Genomic DNA, 18,654 nt, shown 5'->3' with positions numbered 1-18,654 from the left:
GCTCAAGACAATTGGACGACGGCGGTGGCGCGGCCGAAGATCCTGCGCCCCTCGTACATCGCGGTGAGCGCTATGGTCGCCGTGCGCTCGGCCGGATCGAGTGATTTGATCCGGCCGCTGAATTCGATATCGCTGGGCCCATCATGCGTCACGTACACCGGGCTGGTCATGCGCACGCTGTACTGGCGCAGCGCGCCGGGATCGCCGAGCCACGAGGTGATGAAGCCCGTGCCGAAGGCCATGGTCAGCATGCCGTGCGCGACGACTCCGCGCTCCAGGCCGAACATCCGGGCCGCGCCGGGATGCCAGTGGATGGGGTTCGGATCGTCGGCCACACCGGCGTAATTGACCAGATCGCCGATGGTGCAGGACACCGTTCGCCCGGGCAGCTCGTCACCGACCGCGACCGAGTCCATGGCCAGTGAGCGCGAAGTGTGGGGGGCCGGGAACGTCGGCTCCCACGACGGAAGCTCGTGCATCGGAAGCTCCGTGCGGGGCAGCCGCCGCACGATGCCCGCCAGCAGTGCGGTCGCGGCGGTGGCTTCCTCGGACGGTCCGGACCGTGCGATCAGGCCGGTCTGCGAGGTGACCACGGCCTCGCCGCGCTGATCGGTGATGATGTTCTCGATCACCAGCAGATCCCCGCCGAACGCCTGCCGGAAGGATCGCAGGGCGAGATTGCAGAAGAGCCGGTCGCCGACCACGATTGGGCGGTGGAAGTCGAGCACCTGATCGGTGTGCACGGTCGCGGTCAGGTCGTAGCCCTCGAGGATGTCGGTGAACGCCTGCCTGGCCATGCCGCTCAGCATGCAACTGAACAGCGGCGGGGCCACCAGGCCCGGATAGCCGAAGTCATTGGCGGCCTTGTCGTCCCAGTGCACCGGGTGGGCGTCCTGGACTGCCCTGGCGTACTCGCGGATCTTCTCCCGTCCGACCTCATAGGAGTCCTCCACGCGGAAGCGGCGTCCGATGGCCGACCGGGCGTGAGTGACGGGATCGAATTCCGTGCTTAGTCGCATATCGGGATTATCGGGTTTCATGGCCCGGACGCATCCAAGGGCGCGCTGTGAATCGCTCCCAGCACAATTCGAGATGTGCGGTCATATCGAGGGCCGGGTCGATCAGCCAGCGCGATTGGAGGCCGTCGGTGAGGGCGATGAAGGCCGTGGCCATGGCGACCGGGTCGACGTGGGCGGGTAGCGAGCCGTTCTCTTGCATGCCGCGCAGTAGGCGGGCGAAGCCCTCGGTGCCGCGTTCGTAGTGCTCGCGCATGTACTCGTGCGCCGGATGGCGCGGGTCGGCGGCCGCGGCCTGCATGTGCGTGAACAGCTCGATCAGGCCGGGCACCTCGGTGTTTCGGCGAATCAATGCGATCAGCGACTCGGGGCTCGGCTCGCCCATGGCCGCCAGATCCAGCTCGTCGCGCCGGCGCAGGACGGCGATGAACAGCTGTTCCTTGGACCCGAAATAGTGCAGCAGGCCGCTCTGGCTGAGTCCGACCGCATCGGCCAGTTCGGCCAGCGAGGTGGCGTGGAAGCCGCGCTCGGCAATGGTGCGCAGCGCGCCGTCGAGGATCTGCTGCCGCCGTTCTATACCTTTGCCATAGGGTCCTCGTTTTGCCACCGTCCGAGTGTAATGGCTGGACAGGGGGCCTTTGCGCTTGAAAACAGAGCGATGTACGGTTTTTGTATGCGACTCCGCGCTCGAAGTCTTGCCCTGGTCGTGCTCGCCGCGACCGCCGCACTCACGCAGGGGGCGGGCACGGCTGCCGCCCGGCCGGAACCGCCCGCGCGGGTCGCGCCGCTCGGGCCCGACTTCCTGTGGGGTGTGGCGGCCTCCGGATTCCAATCCGAAGGGCATGCGCCGGACAGCAACTGGCAGCGCTACGCCGCGGCCGGGAAAACCGATGACCCGTACCGGGATTCGGTCGACTTCTACTCGCGGTATCAGTCGGATATCGACTTGGCGAAGCAGTTGGGTGTGAAGGTCTACCGCATCGGCATCGAATGGGCGCGCGTGCAGCCCACACCCGGGGTGTGGGATGAGAACGGGCTGAAGTTCTACGACTCGGTCATTGCCGCCATCCGCGCGGCGGGCATGCGGCCCATGCTGACCATCGACCATTGGGTGTACCCCGGCTGGGAGGCCGACCGGGGTGGCTGGAACAACCAGGCCATGGTCGAGGACTGGCTGGCCAATGCGCGCACGGTCGTCGACCGCTACGCCGCCGCCGATCCGCTGTGGGTCACGTTCAACGAGCCGCTGTTCTACATCGCCAATGAACTGCGCATGGGCGGCCTGCCACTCACCTCGGCCCCGGCCATGCAGGACCGAATCGCGCAGGCGCACAACAGCATCTACGACTACATCCATCGGGTGCAGCCGGGAGCCATGGTGACCAGCAATGTCGCCTACGTCCCCGCCGGAGATGACCTCGCGAACAAGCCGCTGCTCGACAAGATGAGCGGTCGCCTCGACTACATCGGCATCGACTACTACTACGGCATGTCAGCCGACCAGCCGGGTTCCTTTGTCAGCAAGGATATGTGGAACAACCCCTTGCAGCCCGAGGGTATCTACTATGCGCTGCAACACTATTCGCGCAGCTACCCCGGCGTTCCGCTCTACATCGTCGAAAACGGCATGCCCACACAGAATGGCCTGCCCCGCCCCGACGGCTACGCCCGCGCCGACGACCTCCGCGACACCGTCTACTGGATCCAGCGCGCCAAGGCTGACGGCATGAACGTCATGGGCTACAACTACTGGAGCCTCACCGACAACTACGAATGGGGTTCCTACACACCGCGTTTCGGGCTGTATACGGTGGACGTCCTGACCGATCCGAGCCTGACCCGACGCCCCACCGACGCGGTCCCGGCCTATACCGCCATCACTCGCGAGGGCGGCGTCCCGGCCGACTACCGGCCGACACGCTCACCCAAGGCGTGCTCTCTGGTGGACGCCCTCGCCAGCTGTGCCGACCCGGTGGCGGTCCCGCGCTGAACCGTCAGCGAAGAGCGGGGATTACCTCGCGCTCGAAGAGTTCGACGCCCGAGGTGTCGTACGCGGCCTCCGGGAAGTAGTGGATGGCGTAGGTGAGGCCGAGATCCTTTACCCGGGTGACCTTTTCGATGATCTGCTCGGGGGTTCCCACGGCGGGGGAGGTCCGGAAGAAGTCCTTGACATATTGGATTGCCTTGTCAGGGCCGATGGCCTGGGTCAGGCGGGCCTCGAGGGCGGCGAGGCGTTCTTGGACCTCGGACTCGGTGGCTCCGACCAGGGTGTTGAAGTTGGTGCTGCGGGTGATGGCGTCGAAGTCGGTGCCCACGGCGGCGCAGTGCTCGCGCAGCAGGTCCGACTTGCGGACGAAATCCTCGGGGTCGTTGGAAAAATTGGTGTACTGGGCGTATTTGGCGGCGATGCGGAGGGTGACCTTTTCGCCGCCGCCCGCGATCCAGATCGGAATTCCGCCTTCCTGCAAGGGAAGTGGGCGCACGATCGCGCCATCGACCTGGTAGTGCTTGCCATTCAGCGTGGCCGAGCCGGTGGTCCAGGCCTGGCGGAAGATCTGCACGCCTTCATCGAGCCGGGCGAGGCGCTCACCGGCGCGCGGGAAACCGTAGCCGTAGGCGCGCCATTCGTGCTCATACCAGCCCGCGCCGATACCCATCTCGACACGGCCGCCGGAAATGAGATCGACCGTGGCCGCCACCTTCGCGAGGTAGGCGGGATTGCGGTAACTGATCGCGGTACACATCTGCCCGAGGCGCACGCGCGAGGTGGTGGCGGCGAACGCTGACATGAGCGACCACGCCTCATGGGTGGCTTCCTCGCTCGGCTCCGGCGTGGTGTGGAAGTGGTCGTACACCCAGATCGACTCCCAGGCATCCCCGGCGTCGGCACGCTGGGCGAGATCGCGCATCACTCCCCACTGCGCCGCCGGATCGATGCCGACCAGGTCGAACCGCCAGCCCTGCGGGATGAACATGCCGAAACGCACGAGTGTTCTCCTCTGTCTGTATTCCGGCCACGGCCGATCGGACCGCGACGCCGCCTCCACCCTTCCCGCTCGCCTGTATCCGGGCAACCTTTCAGCGCCGGGCGCGCCGAATACCGGTGACCGGTTCGTCCTGATTTTCATCGGGCTGTAAATTGTCCCAGACACGTTAGTATGGGCAGAGGTTCACGCTGCGGTAAGGACGCCGCGATCTCTGTTTGGAAAGGCGCTCACCGATGAGCTCGATCGAACTCACCACCCCCGACGGCACCATCGACGCGATCCTCGAAACCCCGCGCACCGCTGGCCCCTGGCCGGGCGTCGTCGTATTGCACGACGGCCTGGGAATGAGCGCCGACGTGCAGCGGACCACCCGCAGACTGGCCGACAACGGCTACCTCGCCCTCGCCCCGAACCTGTTCGCCCGCGGCCGAGTCCGCTGCGTCCCGAGCATGATGCGCGAACTAATATCCAACGGCTCAGGCCGCACTGTCCGAGACATCCTCGCCGCCCGCGAGGCCCTCGCCACCGACCCAGACTGCACCGGCCGCATCGCCGTAGTCGGCTTCTGCCTCGGCGGCGGCTTCGCACTCCTGGTCGCCCCCAAGGGTTTCAACGCAGCAGCCCCCTTCTACCCCTCCGGGCGCGGCAATTACGCCGAAATGCTCCGCGGCTCCTGCCCAATCGTCGCCAGCTACGGCCAATTCGACCCAGCCAACCCCGGGCGCGGCCGCAAACTCGAACAGGCCTTGACTGACCACGGCATCCCCCACGACGTAAAGACCTACCCCGGCGTCACCCACTCGTTCGCCAACGAGACTCCCGCTGAACCGGTACTCCGAGTCACCGGCTTCGGCTACAACGAGCACGCCACCGAAGACGCCTGGAAGCGAATCTTCTCCTTCTTCGACACGCATCTGGCTGCCGCGCAACCGAACTGACCTCGGACGGCTCGGCCTTCGGCCATCGCTGTCATTAACCGCACCGGTCAGAAACACGACTCGGGGAGCTCGTGTCCGAAGCGCACGGCAGTACGGATATAGCGTGGTCGCCTCGCCTGCCGTACCCGACTTTGGCTCCCCAGCCCGGAGCCGTCCCCTCTCGTCCCAGCCTGGCTGGAAGGTTGTGGTCCCGTTCCGGGACCAAACCCCAAAGAACAAGACCTGAAAGACCAAAAGACAAAGACGCCCGGACAAGAAGGAACAAAACCTCAAAGAACAAGACACAAGACAACCCCAGCCGTGGAGGCTTCCCCCTGACTCGCTGCGCTTCGCGTCCCGGACCTCGCCGCGCTTCGCGTCCCGGATCTCGCCGCGCTTCGGGTCCCGGATCTCGCCGCGCTACGCGTTCCGGATCTCGCTGCGCTTCGCATCCCTGAGTCGCTGCGCTTCGCATCCCGGACCTTGCTGCGCTTCGCATCCCGGACCTTGCTGCGCTTCGCATCCCGGAGTCGCTGCGCTTCGCGGTCCTAAGTGGCTCGGCTTCGCATCCCGGGCCCCGCTGCGCTTGGACTCCACCGGCTCATTCTCGAAAGGGGGCCCTGCGGGTGCGTCGCGTTGCGGGTGGCGGAAGTCGAGCTGCGGCTGGCGGGAGGTGAGGGAGCTCTGGTGGCGGGATTTCCGGCGTGTCCCCACCACCACAGCTCCCTCACCCCACCGCCCGGCGTGTCGGTCCGCGCCACACGCGTGCCGGGGTCGCGCCACACGCGTGTCGGGCCGCGCCACGCCCGTGTCGGGGTGGCCTGTTCATCGAGTGGGACATGAGCCGTGGTTTTGTCCGGATCGACCAGCCTCGTGTCCCACTGAACGTGTTCCACCCCTGGGATGCGCGATCGGAGGTGCCTTCCCGCTGGCGACACGCTGGGAAGGTCGGCGGGGAAGCCCCTCGAAGGCGTGCCCGGCAAGGGAATCCGGCAAACCGGGCATGAACGCGCACGGGCCGGGGCGTGTGTCGGTGTGTTGGGGCGTGTCGGGGTGGCCCGTTCATCGAGAGGGGACATGAGCCGGGGTTTTGTCCGTTTACCCCAGCCTCATGTCCCTCCTGAACGTGTTCTACCCCTGAGAGGCGCAGCGGCAGAGGGCTTTTGGGGCATCAACGGCTGCTCGTTGGTCCTTGTCTTTTGTCTTGAATCTCTTGTCTTTTCGTGTTTTGTCTTTGGTTGTTGGTCCCGGAACGGGACCACAGCCATCCAGCCAGGCTGGGACGAGAGAGGACGGCTCCGGGCTGGGGAGCCAACGTCGGGTACGTCCGGCGACGCAACCACGCAATATCCGTACTGCCGTGCGCTTCGGGCACGAGCGGCCGAGACGCTGGTTTTGACCGGTGCGGTTAGTGATTGCGATGGCCGAAGGCCGAGCCGTCAGTCTGTGACTGTGATCGCGAGGCTGGGGCGGTTGGGTTCGTCTGGGGCTACGCGTTCCCAGACTGCGTCGAGCATCGGGGCGAGGAGGAGTTCGCCGAATTGGCGGAGTAGGACTGCGACTATTTGGGTGGATTCGCGGCGAGTGGTGGAGGCTAGGCCTGCTTCGCGGAGGGCGGTTACCTCGCTGCGGGTTAGGTCTATCAGGGCTTCCAGTAGATGCATTCGGGTTTCGGAGGGTTCTAGGACTGTGCGGCGGACGTAGTTCACGACGGGTGGGTTGTCGTGGAGCATGCGGCGGACGGCCTCGTCGCGGGCGGCGGCTACCTCGGTTGCTGTGCCGGTTGGGGGGATTGAGGCTACGGCTTGGGCGAAGTAGTCGACTATCAGTTTGTCTACGGCGTCTCGGAGGCCCGCTTTTGTTTTGAAGTGGTGTTGGACCAGGCCGAGGGTTACGCCTGCTTCGGCGGCGACGGCGCGGAGGGAGACTCGGGAGTCGCCGAACTGGGCGAACAGGTCCATGGCCGCGTTGCGGATGCGGGCCTTCGCGGTCAGATCGTCGTTGGTTGCCCTCGGGTTCAGCATTGCTCCTCGACTCTTCGCATTGTCGGGCAGTCTAGCTTCCGTTACCGTTGAACTGTCGGCGATACAGTTGTATTGTTCGACCTCTCGAACAGTGTCTTCGCCGAAAGAAGAGAACAACGATGTCCGAACTGTTCCCCGATTACCGCCCGACGTGGGAAACCGACCAGCACCGTGAGCTGCGCAAGCATGCGGCCGAGTTCTTCCGCAAGGAGCTCGCGCCGAACCGGGAGCGCTGGAGTAAAGAGCACAAGGTCGACCGAGAGTTCTGGAACAAGGCCGGGGCGGCTGGGCTGCTCGGGCTCGATCTGCCGGAGGAATTCGGCGGGGCCGCAGGCGATTACGGCATGCAGTCGATCGTGCAGGAAGAGCTTGTTTACGCGCACGACAATGGGTTCGGGTTCTCCGTGCACTCGCCGATCGTGTCGCACTACATCTACAAGTACGGCAATGAGGAGCAGCGGCAGCGGTGGCTGCCCGGCATCATCAGCGGTGAGCTGGTTCTCGCCATCGCCATGACCGAGCCGGGCACCGGCTCGGATCTGCAATCGGTGCGCACCACCGCGATTCGCGAGGGCGACCACTACGTCGTCAATGGCTCGAAGACGTTCATCTCCAATGGCACCCACTGCGACCTGCTGGTGATCGTCGCCAAGACCGATCCGAGTCAGGGTGCGGCCGGTGTCTCGCTCATCGTGGCGGAGACCGCGAACCTGCCGGGTTTCGAGCGTGGGCGGGTGCTGGAGAAGATGGGTCAGCACGCGCAGGACACCCGCGAACTGTTCTTCTCCGATATGCGGGTTCCGGTCGCCAATCTCCTTGGCGCGCAGGAAGGCTTGGGCTTCTACCAGCTCATGGAGCAGCTGGCGCGGGAGCGGCTGATCATCGCCAGCCTGTGCTCGGCGCTCGCCGAAGCCGCCGTGCTGGAAGCGCTGCGCTACTCGCGTGACCGGGAGGCTTTCGGCCGCCCGATCGGCAAGTTCCAGCACAATGCGTTCACCCTGGCCGAGTGCAAGACCGAGGCTCTCGCCATCAAGACCATGGTCGATTACGCCATCCAGCAGTACATCGACGGCAAGAACGATCCGGCCACCGCGTCCATGGCCAAGCTGTTCGCGGCCGAGACCGCAGACAAGGTGGTGGATCGCTGCCTGCAACTCTTCGGCGGCTACGGCTACATGATGGAATACCCGATCGCGAACATGTACACGGGTTCGCGGGTGAACCGGATCTACGGTGGCACAAGCGAAATCATGAAGGAGATCATCTCCCGGTCGCTGTGATCGGCAGACGTCAGCCGCGGCGGCTGCGGGCGACCACCGCCAGACAGCCCGCCGCGGCGATCGTCATCACCGTGAACATGACCGAATAGGTGACGCCCGTGCCGTCATGCAGCATGGCCATGACGGCCGGGACACCGAAGCCGAGGTAACTGACCGCGTAGAAGACGGCATTCAGCCCCGCGAGATCGCTCGGACCGGCAATGCGTTCGATCTCCAGCAGCCCGGCGACCATGCCGATACCGAAGCCCAGGCCGAGTGCGATGGCGGTGGCGATGGTCAGCCAGAGCGTCAGTGTGGCCGAAGCCGCTGCGGCCAAAGCCATTCCGCAGATGACCAGCGACAATGCGAGCGCCGGGAGTCGAATGCTGCCGGGCCGGTCGATCCGGCGCGCCACCGACTGAATCGCGAAGCCGAAACCCAGCGTGATGACGGTGATCAGCGCCGAGAACGCGATGGGCGCACCCTGCACCTTGGGCATCATGAGCGTCGGCATGATGGCGTAAGCCGTTGCGGAACAGGTGAACAGCCACAGCGCCAGGGGGAGTGCGACCAGCCGGAAGCGCTGGTGACCGGCCGCCGGAACCTTCAGATCGTCGATCAGCCGGGGCGGGTTTGCCTGGGGGACGGTTGTTTCCGGTGCGCGGAAGATCAGCACCGCGGCAACCACGCACAGCGCGACATTGATCAGATAGGGGAGTGTATTCGGCCACGGCCCCCACTGGGCGAGCACGCCCGCCACACCCGCGCCCACACCGAAGCCACCGGTCAGGCTCATGGCGGAGCGCCGTGCGCCGATACCCGAAGCCGATTCGGCCGCATAAGGCGGCTGGGAGAGTTCCTTCAACCAGCTGCTGCCCACCGCCATGGCCAGGCCGAGCGCCACACCCGACAGCACGCGGCCAGCGGAAAGCATTGGCACGGAGGATGATCCGAAGGCCAGCAGCAGTGATCCGGCCGCGGCGATCAGGGGAGCGGGGCGCATGAGCGGTCGCCGCCCATACCGATCCGACAGCGGTCCGCCGATGAGCAGCGCGGGCACAATGCCCAGCACGTACTCGAACAGCAGCAGGTCGACCGTGGTGACCGGCAGCCCATCCCGCTTGTACATCACCAGCAGTGGCGTGAATTCGTTTCCGCCCCAGGCAATCGCGAAGATGGCCGCGGCAACGCCCATCCACGCCTTGGCATTGCGGGTCCGGGTCGCCCGGGTTTCGAGGGACGTCAGCGTCGCCATCACAGTCCTCTCAACTTCACGCCGTGCACGGCCATCAGGTGCTGGGCCAGGGCGGCCGCGAAGCCGTCGACGTCTCCGGCCTCGATCAGATCCGCGAGCCCGGTGTGCTGTTCGATGATTCGATCGGTGTGGGTCACGCCGTGCCGCAGCGCGACGCTGTTCATGCGACGTTGGCGTTCGCGCAGCGAGTCGTAGAACCCGGTCAGCAGGGGGTTGTCGGCGGCCGCGACGTATTCGCGGTGGAAGTCGGCGTCGACAATGGCGAATTCGTCGAGGTCGCCCGCGGCCGCGAGGGCGCGTTGGCGATCCAGTGACTCGTGCAGCCGAGATATCAGCGCCGACCGGTCGGTCTGAACAAGTACGCGCACCGCCCCCGTCTCCACCACATACCGCGCATGCGTCACATGCTCGGATTCATGCGACGGCACCGGCACCACGAGCGCCCCGCGCTTCGGGTACAACCGCATCCACCCCTCGGTCTCCAGTCGTAGGAATGACTCCCGCACCGGAGTCCGCGACATGCCGAGTTCGGCGGCGATCTCGTTCTCGCTGATCAATTCGCCGCCGGGCAAAGCCCCGGTCAGAATGCGTTCCTTCACCTCGCGGTAGGCGCGCTCGGCTGCCGAATACGTCTTGGACACGACTTGCATACTAGGGATATACATCGGATGATTTGCCGCAGTGTGGCCAGCCTCACGGACGCTCGACCGGGCGATTCAACTTTGGGCACCTGCCCGGAGTTGCGTTCTTGGTGACTCCCGAACGATGATTCACGTTGTTGGCACTGTGTCAGTAAGTTGGACGAGGAGGTCCCCCGTGGCGAACGCTGGGTCAGATTTTGAAGCAACCCCGCCGTTGAACGAGATCGTGAACAGCGCATTGGAATTCACCATTCCGATCGCGCACAAGATGGGCGTTCAGGCCACCGAGGTGCGTCCCGGCTACGCCGCCACCACGGTGCCGGTCGAAGGCAATGGCAATCACTTCGGCGTCATGTACGCCGGTGTGCTGTTCACCGTCGCCGAGGTGCTCGGCGGCGCGCTCGCCCTGGCCAGCTTCGACACCGCGAAGTACTACCCCCTGGTCAAGGACCTGCACATCTACTTCCGCAAGCCCGCGGCCACCGATGTGACCGCCGAGGCCACGATGTCGGAAGAGGACATCGCCCGCGTCGCCGAGGAGGCGGACGCCAAGGGCAAGGCCGACTACACCCTGAAGGCGTACGTCAAGGACGCCAATGGCGTGGTCGTCGCCGAGACCGAGGGCCTCTACCAGCTGCGCGCGCACAACAAATAGAGCCGTTCACGAGCCGCGCAGGGGTGCGGCTCGTTCACGGTGTGCGGCGCAACCGCTCCGCCTGGGTCTCGGCCAGTTTGATCAGCTCGGCGGTCACCGCGCCGGGCTGCTCGACCGGGCTGCAATGCCCGCCCGGCAATTCGACCAGGCCCGTGGGATTCGGCAGCCGGTCATGCAGTGCGCGGGAGGGTGCGCGACCCACCAGGCGGTCGCTGCTGCTGTCGATTACGAGGGTCGGCGCGGTGATCCGCGAAGTATCGAATCCGCTCGTCGGCAGCGCGAGCAGCATGCGCATGAACCGGCCGCGACTGCGAGCGGGAGTGGTGAGGATCAGCTCTTGGAGCAGGGCCCGGGCCGCCGGGCTCGCCGCCGGACCCAGCGCCGCGTACCTCAGGACCGGTCCGCGCAGCGGTGCTCGCCGCGGAATCGGCACTCCACCGAAGACACGGAGTAGTCGAGGTAAGACCCGTTCCGCGAATGCGGCCAGCGATCCGGGCGTACGCCTGCCGAATAGGGTGGTTCCGAGGCGATCGGTCAATCCGCCGGGGGTGGTGTTGAACAGTCCGATCGCATCCGCGAATCGCTCGACATCGTCCGGGTAGTTGTCCGCCCACGCCTGAACGGTGATGCCGCCCATGGAATGTCCCGCGATCACGCCCCGATCGCCCGGCCGCAGCGTGGCCCGCAGTACGGCGGCGAGATCGTCGGCGAGGCGTTCGGTGGTCCAGCCGTGCCGGGGTGGCCGCCCACTGAGTCCGTGGCCGCGATGGTCGAAGGCGATGACCCGGTAGTCGGTGGCGAGTGCGGCGATCTGATTGCTCCAGAAGCGGATTCCGCAGCAGTAGCCGTGGCTGAGCACGATCGGATAGCCGGTCTCGGGGCCGAAGACCTCGGTGTGGATGCGGGTTCCGTCGGCGGAGCGCACCTCGAGGACGCGGCCCGGGGGCAGCTCGTCATACGACCGGAATTCGCCGGATTGGCGCAGGCGCGCGTACTGGCGTCGGCTGAGCGTCCGCCAGCCGCTCGGCCCTTGGGCTGCTCGGCGTTGAGCACACATGCGAGTCAGGATAACTCGGAGTTTGCTGTGAATCCGTGACGCTGACGGTGTGAGCCCGTGGCGCTGACGCCACGGGCTCACGGATTCGTCAGGCGATCAGAACAGAGTCGTCAGGCGATCAGAATCCAGCCGGTGCAGCCGGTTCCGGTGCTGCCCGGCCACTCCGAGCCCGACACCGTGAACGGGATGGCCGCGGGGCCGGGGACGCCGAGGTCGACCGTGGTGGTCTGCTTGGCGTAGGTGTCGGGGAGCGCGATTCGATTGCCCTGCATATCGATCTTGGCGTCATCGGTGAAATTGTCGGAGGTATTGATCTCCAACGTGGTGGGCACGCCGGACCTGGCGGTCAGCGTGGTCTTGGCGCACTTGCCCTTGGTGTAGTCCAGGACGATGCGCTGCGGGCCATCGGCCAGCGCGGGCGCGGGGGCGGCGAGCGCCCCGGACAGGCCGAGGGCGGCGACGAGCAGGGTGACGCGGCGGACGAACACAATGTTCACGGGCAGAACCTCTCCATTCGGTCACAACAGTTGGACGACCCCCCGATCGACGACGATCATGCCGTGCCCGGCCGTCCGGCACGCCGAGACGCGCGGGAGAATCCGCCCCGGCTTGACCGTAAATGTGGATTTTGTGGCCTCAGCTGTATTCTCACGTCTTCTCGCAGGTCGTAGCGTTGCTCGAATGACAGAGGACACGCTGCGTTCGGTCAATCCCGCGACGGGTGAACTGCTGGCCGAATGGCCTATCGACGATGAGGCGAGCGTGACCGCCACGGTCGAACGCGCGCGTGTGGTCGCGAGCTTCTGGCGCGAACTCGGCTTCGACGGCCGCAAGCAGGCATTGCTGCGCTGGGCCAGCTACCTGGTGCGCAATACCGATGAGCTGACCGAGCTCATCCACAAGGAGAACGGCAAACCGGCCGAGGACGCCTACCTCGAGCTCATGCTGGTGCTCGAACACATCGACTGGGCGGCCAAGAATGCCAAGAGAGCCCTTGCGCCCAAGCGGGTTTCGCCCGGACCGTTCATGGCCAATCATGAAGCCGTGGTGGAGCATCCGCCGCTCGGCGTGGTCGGCGTGATCGGGCCGTGGAACTATCCGATCTATACGCCCACCGGGTCGGTCGCCTATGCGCTGGCGGCGGGAAACACCGTGGTGTTCAAGCCGAGTGAGTACACCACCTCGATCGGTGTCTGGTACGCGCGCTCCTTCGCCCTGGCCAATCCGCAGCTGCCCGGTGGAATCCTCACCGCGGTAACCGGATTCGGCGCGACCGGTGCGGCCTTGGTGACCTCGGGCGTGGACAAGATCGCCTTCACCGGCTCTACGCCGACCGGTAAGCGCATCATGGCGGCCGCCGCCGAAACACTCACCCCCGTACTGCTGGAGTGCGGCGGCAAGGACGCGGCCATTGTCGCGCACGATGCCGACGTGTCCGCCGCCGCCGATGCGATCGCCTGGGCGGCCATGGCCAATAGCGGCCAGACCTGTGTCGGCACCGAGCGCGTCTACGTGGATGAGACCGTCTACGACCGCTTCCTCGCCGAGCTGAAGTCCAAGCTGGACAACCTGAAGCCCGGCTCCGGCGCGGATGCCTCCTACGGTCCGATGACCATGCCCAAGCAGATCGACCTGGTCCGCGAGCACATTGCCGACGCCCTGGAGCGTGGCGGCCGTGCACTGGTCGGCGGTCTCGAATCGGTCGGCGACCGCTTCATCGGACCGGTCGTGCTCATCGACACCCCCGAGGACAGCCGCGCCGTCACCGAGGAGACCTTCGGTCCCACCCTGACCGTCCGCAAGGTGAAGTCCGTGGACGAGGCCGTGGAACTCACGAACGCCTCCGAATTCGGCTTGGCCTCAACGGTTTTCTCCAAGTCGCACGGTATGGAGATCGGCCGCCGCCTGCGCGTCGGCGCGACCTCCATCAATGCCCCGCTGTCCTTCGGTGCGATCTCGGCGCTCCCGTTCGGCGGCACCGGAGCCTCCGGCATCGGCCGCATTCACGGTGAGGAGGGCCTGCGCGAATTCACCCGCACGCACTCCTTCGCCCGTCAGCGCTTCGCGATCCCGGGCATGGCCCTGCTGTCGTTCGGCCGCAAGGCCTCGACCGTGGCCGTGATCAGGCGCGTCATCGGGCTCAAGCACGGCCGCCATAGCTGAGCCGCCGGGACACCAGCGACTGCAGGACGACCAGCGCGCCGAGCACGAGGACGCTCACGCCCACCACGCGGAATCCGGCGTCCGCACCCGAGATGAACGCGGTGACAATGTCATCGGCGCGCTCGGGTGCGGTCCCGGCGAGTGCTTGGGCAACGGTGTGGGGGTCATGCGCCGCGCGAATGTCGGACGGTAGCGCGGCGGTGAACCGCGCGGTGAGCACCGTGCCGATGACGGCGACGCCGAGCGCGCTGCCGAATTCACGTGTGGTGGATTGCAATCCGGCTCCGACTCCGGCCTGTTCCGGCGGCAGGGAACCGGAGATGGCCGCAGACAGTGTCGGAAGTGCCAGTGTCACACCGATTCCGGTGACCAACAGCCATGCGGCGTAGACGACATACAACGTCTGCGCATCGCTGGTGGACAGTCCGAGCAGCCCGCAGCCGACGAATCCGAAGGCGAGCGCGACGGTGGCGTCGATGCCGATGCGCTGGGACAGACGTCCGACATGACGGGATCCGAAAATCATCGGAACGGTCACCGGAATGATTCCGAGTCCGGTTTGCAGAACACCGAATCCCTTGCCGTACTGAAGGAATGACGCATTGATATAGAACAGCGCGAACATGCCGAAGAAGACGGCCGTCATCCCGAGGCATGCGCTGCGCAGGCCCGGCAGGCGGAACAGGCGGGGGTCCAGCAGCGGGTGTTCGACCTTCAGCTCGACCGCGATCCACACCGCGAACAGGACTGCGGCGCAGGCAAATCCGGAGATCACGACCGCGCTACCCCAGCCCGCCTCCGGGCCCTCGACAATACCGAGCAGCAGCGCCACCGACGCGCCGACCAGCAGCACCGTGCCGAGCGGATCGAGGCTGCGGTCATGACGCGTGGACACCGGTGCGATGCGCGCCACCAGCGCGGCCAGCAGGAGCGAAATCGGCACGGCCGCAATGAACAACCAGCGCCATGACCCGCCCGTCAGGACCGACCCGCCGCCGACATTGCCGAGGACTCCGCCGATGCCGGACATCGACGCCCAGGTGGCGATGGCCGCGCCCTTGCGTTCGGCGGGCACAGCATGCAGCAGGACCGCCAGGGTATTGGGCAGCACGGCGGCCGCGCCGACACCCGTGATCGCCCGACCGGCGAGCAGTAGCGCCACATTCGGCGCGATCGCCGACAGCAGCGCGCCCACCGCGAACAGCGCCAGCCCGGTGAGCAGAACGCCCTTGCGCCCGAAGCGATCTCCGGCGGCCCCGCCGGGAATCACCAGGCAGGCGAAGACGACGACATAGGTGTCGACGATCCAGATGAGCACCGACGCGGACGGGTGTAGTGCGCTCGACGCCAGCATCGGCACGGCGAGATTGATCGCGGCGACCATCCCGACGACCAGCACGACGCAGGCGCACATGACCGCGAGCAGGCCGCGCTGCGAGACGGGAGTGGGATCACGGTTCAGGACATCACGGTTCAGCTGAGTGAATTGCATGGTCACAACGCTATGGACCGCAGTGGTCTGCGCGCGACGCAACTTCGGCAAAAGAGAGTTGTGTACGCTGCAACTATGGCCGATCAGCTCGACCTGAACCTGCTGCGCGTATTCGACGCGCTACTCCAAGAAGGCAGCGTCACAGCCGCATCCGAACGCCTGCACCTGTCCATCCCGGCGACCAGTCGCGCGCTGGGCCGATTGCGGCGCGCCATGAACGACCCGATCCTGGTGCGTGCCGGTCGCGGCATGGCTCCCACCCCGTTCGCCTTGCGCACCGCGCCGCGCGTGCGTTCCCTGCTCGACGAGGCATCGGCCCTGGTCAGCGCGGATCGTGAAATAGCGATCGCGGATCTGCAGCGTACCTTCACGATTCGGATCAATGACGGCGTGGCGGCGACCCTGGCAACGGAGGTGGCCGAGGCGACGGCCGCGGTGGCCCCGGGCGTAATCCTGCGCTTCGTGACCGAAGGTGCGGAAAGCCTCGAGGCCCTGCGCGACGGTTCGGTCGATCTGGATATCGGCGTTCTCGGTCCCTCGTCTCCCGATATCCGTACCGCCCCGCTCTACCGCGAACGCGTGGTCGGCATCGTCCGTGCCGATACTGCGCTGGCCCGCCGCCCGACCCTGGCCCAATTGTGCCGGTACCCGCACGTTTCGGCCTCTCGCCGTGGCCGTGCCCGCGGCCCCCTGGATGATGCCCTCGAGGCCGCGGGCCTGCAACGTCATGTCGCCGCGACGGTCCCGGGCTTCGCTGTGGCCCTCCTGCTCGTCTCGTCCAGCCCCTATATCGGCTTGGTTCCGCAACGCCTCGCCGAGCAATACGCGGAACCCCTCGGCATTCGCTGGTTCCCCATTCCCGCACCATTGCCGGAGGTGGATATCCACCTGCACTGGCATGCCCGCCTCGACGCCGATCCGGCCCAGCGCTGGTTGCGAGACACCATTCGCGCCGGGTTTTAGTCGTTCCGGGTTTCGATCTTCCGGCCGCACCGCGGTTTTCGTGGCTGGAGTCCGCCGCGCGCCGTATGTTCGAAGGGTGATGCTCGGTAAGGGGGAACCGAAGGCTCGGCCGGCGTCGCCGCGGGTGGAGCTGGCGGCGCGCCTGCGGGCTGCGGTCTTCGATGCGCACGAAGAGGCGGTGCGGGCGACGCAGTCCGCTTGCGGCGATGCGCTGATGAGCCGGGATCTGGTCGAGCTCTTGGGGTTACAGCGCCGGATCACCGTCATCGCCGATCAGCTGGACCACGGGCATGACGGTAGCCGCGTGCGGACGTTTGTCAGGCAGACGTCTTTCAAAGATATGGAAGGAACATCGATGAGTGTCACTTTGGCCAAGGGCGGCAATGTCTCACTATCGAAGCAGGCACCGAATTTGACGAAGGTGGCGGTCGGGCTGGGCTGGGATATCCGGTCCACCAGTGGCGCCGACTTCGATCTGGATGCCAGTGCGCTGGCCTGCGGGCCGAATCAGCGAGTGCTGTCCGATCAGCATTTCATCTTCTACAACAATCTGCGCTCACCCGAGGGCACGATCGAGCATATGGGCGACAATCTCGTCGGCGGCGGGCAGGGCGATGACGAGGTGATCAATGTCGATTTGGCCGCCATGCCGCCATCGGTCACCAATATCTTCTTCCCCGTATCGATTTACGAGGCCGAGGTGCGGCGGCAGGCCTTCGGGCAGGTCCGCAACGCGTTCATTCGCGTGGTGGACGCGGTCACCGGTTCGGAGCTGACCCGCTTCGACCTGACCGAGGACGCCTCCAGCGAGACGGCCATGGTCTTCGGCGAGCTCTACCGGTACGGCAATGAGTGGAAGTTCCGCGCCATCGGCCAGGGCTATGCGTCGGGGCTGGCGGGCATCGCCCGGGATTACGGCGTCAATGTCTGAGGCGGAGCCACTGGCGCGATAACCGGTAGCGGGGTCGGTCTTTTGGCGACGCGCGAGTCGCCGGAGGAGCGGCCCTGTATCCGATGCATCATCCACGGCGTCAATGCGGTTGCCGCCCACTGCAATTCACCGGCTACGAAACGGAGCGGATCCAGGCTGGGCAGGTCGGGCGTGAGCGGCCGGGTCCAGGCGTCGTCGCTGCCGGGCAGCCGGAGCGCGTCCGCTACGGCCTCGGCAATGCGCTCATGCCCGAGTGGGCTGGCGTGCAGCCGATCCGGACTCCACAACCGGGGATCGGAAACCACTGGGTGATGGCCGGTTTCGGCGACGATCACCCCGTGCGCGGCGGCGGCCGCCCGAATGCGGTCATTGAGCGCGCTGACCCGGCCGCGAATCGGGCGGGCCAGCGGAATCGTGCGCGCCACATCGGGGAAGGTCAGTGTCGCCACCACCGCGCCGCGGCCCGCGAACGCGGCGAACATGTACGCCACGTCCCCGGCCACCTCGTCCGGATCGAACCGTGGCCGCAGCAGATCGTTCATGCCCGCGACCACGGTCACCAGATCCGGATTCAGTGCGAGGGCCGCCTCCAGCTGCTCGGCGCGGATCTGCCGGGCCTTCTTGCCCCGCACGGCCAGATTGGCATAGCGCAGTTCGGGATTGGCGGCGGCCAGTCGTTCCGCGAGCCGGTCCGCCCAGCCGCGCAGTCCGGTGCTGTCGTCGCCGTCGCCGACGCCTTCGGTCTGACTATCGCCCAGCGCGACGTAGCGCGCGTATCGACACTCGCTCATGTACGGCCCCTTCGACGATTACGACTGGATCATCTCCGGGGAACGTGACCGCAGCGGACCGGTGCACACCGGGTAAATCTTTGCGGCTACTGGCTACTCAGCTGGGCGGCGGCCTCGGCGCGAATCTGTTCGAACCGCTCGCCCATGGCGGCTGCGAGGGCGGTGGCGGCGGACAGTGGGCGCACCATGACCATCAGTTCGTCGATCTTGCCGTCGTCGTCGAGATGCAGGAAATCGCAGCCGGTGAGCTTCTTGCCGTCCACACTCGCCTCGAAGACCAGCGCGTGATCGCGCGCATCGTCCTCGCCGATCTCCCGCACATAGCGGAAGTCCTCGAAGACCTGGATCACCGCGCGCAGAATCGCCGCGGTGATGGCCTTGCCCGGGTACGGCTTGAAGGCCACCGGGCTGGTGAACACGACATTGTCGGCCAGCAGCGCCTCGATGGCGGCGTGGTCGCGGGCTTCTACGGCCGCTCGGAAGGGGTGCACGATGCCCTCCTC

Annotated in this window: 18 protein-coding genes; 7 read left to right on the top strand and 11 right to left on the bottom strand. The window is 66.3% G+C overall.

Annotated features, from left to right (window positions below; all coding sequences use genetic code 11):
- Positions 1-2: 2 nt before the first annotated feature.
- Together AB0N05_RS36320 and AB0N05_RS36315 are read right to left on the bottom strand one after the other, a co-directional pair.
- Positions 3-1,019: a fused (3R)-hydroxyacyl-ACP dehydratase subunits HadA/HadB gene (locus AB0N05_RS36320; RefSeq protein ID WP_364702903.1), complete on the bottom strand. Its 1,017-nt coding sequence runs from the start codon at positions 1,017-1,019 to the stop codon at positions 3-5.
- A gap of 7 nt (positions 1,020-1,026) precedes the next feature.
- Positions 1,027-1,623, bottom strand: coding sequence for a helix-turn-helix domain-containing protein (locus tag AB0N05_RS36315; protein WP_364702900.1), 597 nt, complete (start codon positions 1,621-1,623; stop codon positions 1,027-1,029).
- Between the two features lie 66 nt (positions 1,624-1,689).
- On the opposite strand from AB0N05_RS36315, the gene AB0N05_RS36310 reads away from it, so the two are divergent.
- Positions 1,690-3,006: a family 1 glycosylhydrolase gene (locus AB0N05_RS36310; RefSeq protein WP_364702897.1), complete on the top strand. Its 1,317-nt coding sequence runs from the start codon at positions 1,690-1,692 to the stop codon at positions 3,004-3,006.
- Between the two features lie 4 nt (positions 3,007-3,010).
- Here the strand turns inward: AB0N05_RS36310 and AB0N05_RS36305 are convergent, their stop codons facing one another.
- Positions 3,011-4,003: an LLM class F420-dependent oxidoreductase gene (locus AB0N05_RS36305; RefSeq protein WP_364702894.1), complete on the bottom strand. Its 993-nt coding sequence runs from the start codon at positions 4,001-4,003 to the stop codon at positions 3,011-3,013.
- 233 nt (positions 4,004-4,236) lie between these two features.
- On the opposite strand from AB0N05_RS36305, the gene AB0N05_RS36300 reads away from it, so the two are divergent.
- Positions 4,237-4,941 carry a dienelactone hydrolase family protein gene (locus AB0N05_RS36300; RefSeq protein WP_364702891.1) on the top strand — a complete coding sequence of 235 codons (705 nt, stop codon included), beginning with the start codon at positions 4,237-4,239 and terminating at the stop codon, positions 4,939-4,941.
- A gap of 1,418 nt (positions 4,942-6,359) precedes the next feature.
- Here the strand turns inward: AB0N05_RS36300 and AB0N05_RS36295 are convergent.
- Entirely contained in the window at positions 6,360-6,944 is a 585-nt protein-coding gene (locus tag AB0N05_RS36295; RefSeq protein WP_364702888.1) for a helix-turn-helix domain-containing protein, read from the bottom strand.
- Between the two features lie 119 nt (positions 6,945-7,063).
- On the opposite strand from AB0N05_RS36295, the gene AB0N05_RS36290 reads away from it, so the two are divergent.
- Complete coding sequence (locus AB0N05_RS36290; protein ID WP_364702886.1) at positions 7,064-8,224, top strand: acyl-CoA dehydrogenase family protein; 1,161 nt, start codon at positions 7,064-7,066, stop codon at positions 8,222-8,224.
- A 10-nt stretch (positions 8,225-8,234) separates the two neighbouring features.
- Here the strand turns inward: AB0N05_RS36290 and AB0N05_RS36285 are convergent, their stop codons facing one another.
- Both AB0N05_RS36285 and AB0N05_RS36280 read right to left on the bottom strand, forming a co-directional pair.
- Positions 8,235-9,398, bottom strand: a complete 1,164-nt coding sequence (locus AB0N05_RS36285; RefSeq protein WP_364703237.1) for an MFS transporter — start codon at positions 9,396-9,398, stop codon at positions 8,235-8,237.
- Positions 9,399-9,457: 59 nt separating this feature from the next.
- Positions 9,458-10,108 carry a GntR family transcriptional regulator gene (locus AB0N05_RS36280; RefSeq protein ID WP_364702883.1) on the bottom strand — a complete coding sequence of 217 codons (651 nt, stop codon included), beginning with the start codon at positions 10,106-10,108 and terminating at the stop codon, positions 9,458-9,460.
- A gap of 205 nt (positions 10,109-10,313) precedes the next feature.
- On the opposite strand from AB0N05_RS36280, the gene AB0N05_RS36275 reads away from it, so the two are divergent.
- Positions 10,314-10,754 carry a YiiD C-terminal domain-containing protein gene (locus tag AB0N05_RS36275; RefSeq protein WP_364702880.1) on the top strand — a complete coding sequence of 147 codons (441 nt, stop codon included), beginning with the start codon at positions 10,314-10,316 and terminating at the stop codon, positions 10,752-10,754.
- A gap of 34 nt (positions 10,755-10,788) precedes the next feature.
- On the opposite strand, the gene AB0N05_RS36270 is transcribed toward AB0N05_RS36275, so the two are convergent.
- Positions 10,789-11,811 (bottom strand): alpha/beta hydrolase, encoded by a 1,023-nt coding sequence (locus AB0N05_RS36270; RefSeq protein ID WP_364702877.1) that lies wholly within the window; start codon positions 11,809-11,811, stop codon positions 10,789-10,791.
- Between the two features lie 110 nt (positions 11,812-11,921).
- Positions 11,922-12,308: a hypothetical protein gene (locus tag AB0N05_RS36265; RefSeq protein ID WP_364702875.1), complete on the bottom strand. Its 387-nt coding sequence runs from the start codon at positions 12,306-12,308 to the stop codon at positions 11,922-11,924.
- 184 nt (positions 12,309-12,492) lie between these two features.
- Here AB0N05_RS36265 and AB0N05_RS36260 point away from each other — a divergent pair, with 184 nt between their 5' ends.
- A complete protein-coding gene (locus AB0N05_RS36260; RefSeq protein WP_364702872.1) occupies positions 12,493-13,974 on the top strand; it encodes an aldehyde dehydrogenase family protein in 1,482 nt (493 codons plus the stop codon).
- Here the strand turns inward: AB0N05_RS36260 and AB0N05_RS36255 are convergent.
- Positions 13,952-15,466 (bottom strand): MFS transporter, encoded by a 1,515-nt coding sequence (locus AB0N05_RS36255; protein WP_364702870.1) that lies wholly within the window; start codon positions 15,464-15,466, stop codon positions 13,952-13,954. The genes AB0N05_RS36260 and AB0N05_RS36255 overlap by 23 nt on opposite strands.
- A gap of 75 nt (positions 15,467-15,541) precedes the next feature.
- Between AB0N05_RS36255 and AB0N05_RS36250 the strand changes: the two genes are divergently transcribed.
- Together AB0N05_RS36250 and AB0N05_RS36245 are read left to right on the top strand one after the other, a co-directional pair.
- The gene (locus AB0N05_RS36250; protein WP_364702867.1) at positions 15,542-16,429 is read left to right on the top strand and encodes a LysR family transcriptional regulator; all 888 of its coding nucleotides are present in this window, start codon (positions 15,542-15,544) and stop codon (positions 16,427-16,429) included.
- A gap of 355 nt (positions 16,430-16,784) precedes the next feature.
- Positions 16,785-17,360, top strand: coding sequence for a TerD family protein (locus tag AB0N05_RS36245; protein ID WP_364703234.1), 576 nt, complete (start codon positions 16,785-16,787; stop codon positions 17,358-17,360).
- Here AB0N05_RS36245 and AB0N05_RS36240 read toward each other — a convergent pair.
- Entirely contained in the window at positions 17,342-18,151 is an 810-nt protein-coding gene (locus tag AB0N05_RS36240; RefSeq protein WP_364702864.1) for an SGNH/GDSL hydrolase family protein, read from the bottom strand. The two genes, AB0N05_RS36245 and AB0N05_RS36240, sit on opposite strands and share 19 nt — an antisense overlap.
- Before the next feature lie 86 nt (positions 18,152-18,237).
- Positions 18,238-18,642, bottom strand: coding sequence for a nuclear transport factor 2 family protein (locus AB0N05_RS36235; protein ID WP_364702861.1), 405 nt, complete (start codon positions 18,640-18,642; stop codon positions 18,238-18,240).
- Positions 18,643-18,654: the final 12 nt, after the last annotated feature.

This window comes from Nocardia sp. NPDC051030 (assembly GCF_040683015.1).
In the GTDB taxonomy this organism is placed as follows: domain Bacteria; phylum Actinomycetota; class Actinomycetes; order Mycobacteriales; family Mycobacteriaceae; genus Nocardia.
The sequence above is the reverse complement of the archived record's forward strand: the minus strand, read 5'-3'. Positions and strand labels throughout refer to the sequence as shown.

Coding starts and splice junctions, on each gene's coding strand:
- AB0N05_RS36285 (WP_364703237.1), bottom strand. CDS start 9,398: ATGGGCGTTGCCGCGGCCATCTTCGCGATTGCCTGGGGCGGAAACGAA.
- AB0N05_RS36290 (WP_364702886.1), top strand. CDS start 7,064: ATGTCCGAACTGTTCCCCGATTACCGCCCGACGTGGGAAACCGACCAG.
- AB0N05_RS36245 (WP_364703234.1), top strand. CDS start 16,785: ATGAGTGTCACTTTGGCCAAGGGCGGCAATGTCTCACTATCGAAGCAG.
- AB0N05_RS36300 (WP_364702891.1), top strand. CDS start 4,237: ATGAGCTCGATCGAACTCACCACCCCCGACGGCACCATCGACGCGATC.
- AB0N05_RS36310 (WP_364702897.1), top strand. CDS start 1,690: ATGCGACTCCGCGCTCGAAGTCTTGCCCTGGTCGTGCTCGCCGCGACC.
- AB0N05_RS36255 (WP_364702870.1), bottom strand. CDS start 15,466: ATGCAATTCACTCAGCTGAACCGTGATGTCCTGAACCGTGATCCCACT.
- AB0N05_RS36260 (WP_364702872.1), top strand. CDS start 12,493: ATGACAGAGGACACGCTGCGTTCGGTCAATCCCGCGACGGGTGAACTG.
- AB0N05_RS36250 (WP_364702867.1), top strand. CDS start 15,542: ATGGCCGATCAGCTCGACCTGAACCTGCTGCGCGTATTCGACGCGCTA.
- AB0N05_RS36280 (WP_364702883.1), bottom strand. CDS start 10,108: ATGCAAGTCGTGTCCAAGACGTATTCGGCAGCCGAGCGCGCCTACCGC.
- AB0N05_RS36295 (WP_364702888.1), bottom strand. CDS start 6,944: ATGCTGAACCCGAGGGCAACCAACGACGATCTGACCGCGAAGGCCCGC.
- AB0N05_RS36320 (WP_364702903.1), bottom strand. CDS start 1,019: ATGCGACTAAGCACGGAATTCGATCCCGTCACTCACGCCCGGTCGGCC.
- AB0N05_RS36270 (WP_364702877.1), bottom strand. CDS start 11,811: ATGTGTGCTCAACGCCGAGCAGCCCAAGGGCCGAGCGGCTGGCGGACG.
- AB0N05_RS36240 (WP_364702864.1), bottom strand. CDS start 18,151: ATGAGCGAGTGTCGATACGCGCGCTACGTCGCGCTGGGCGATAGTCAG.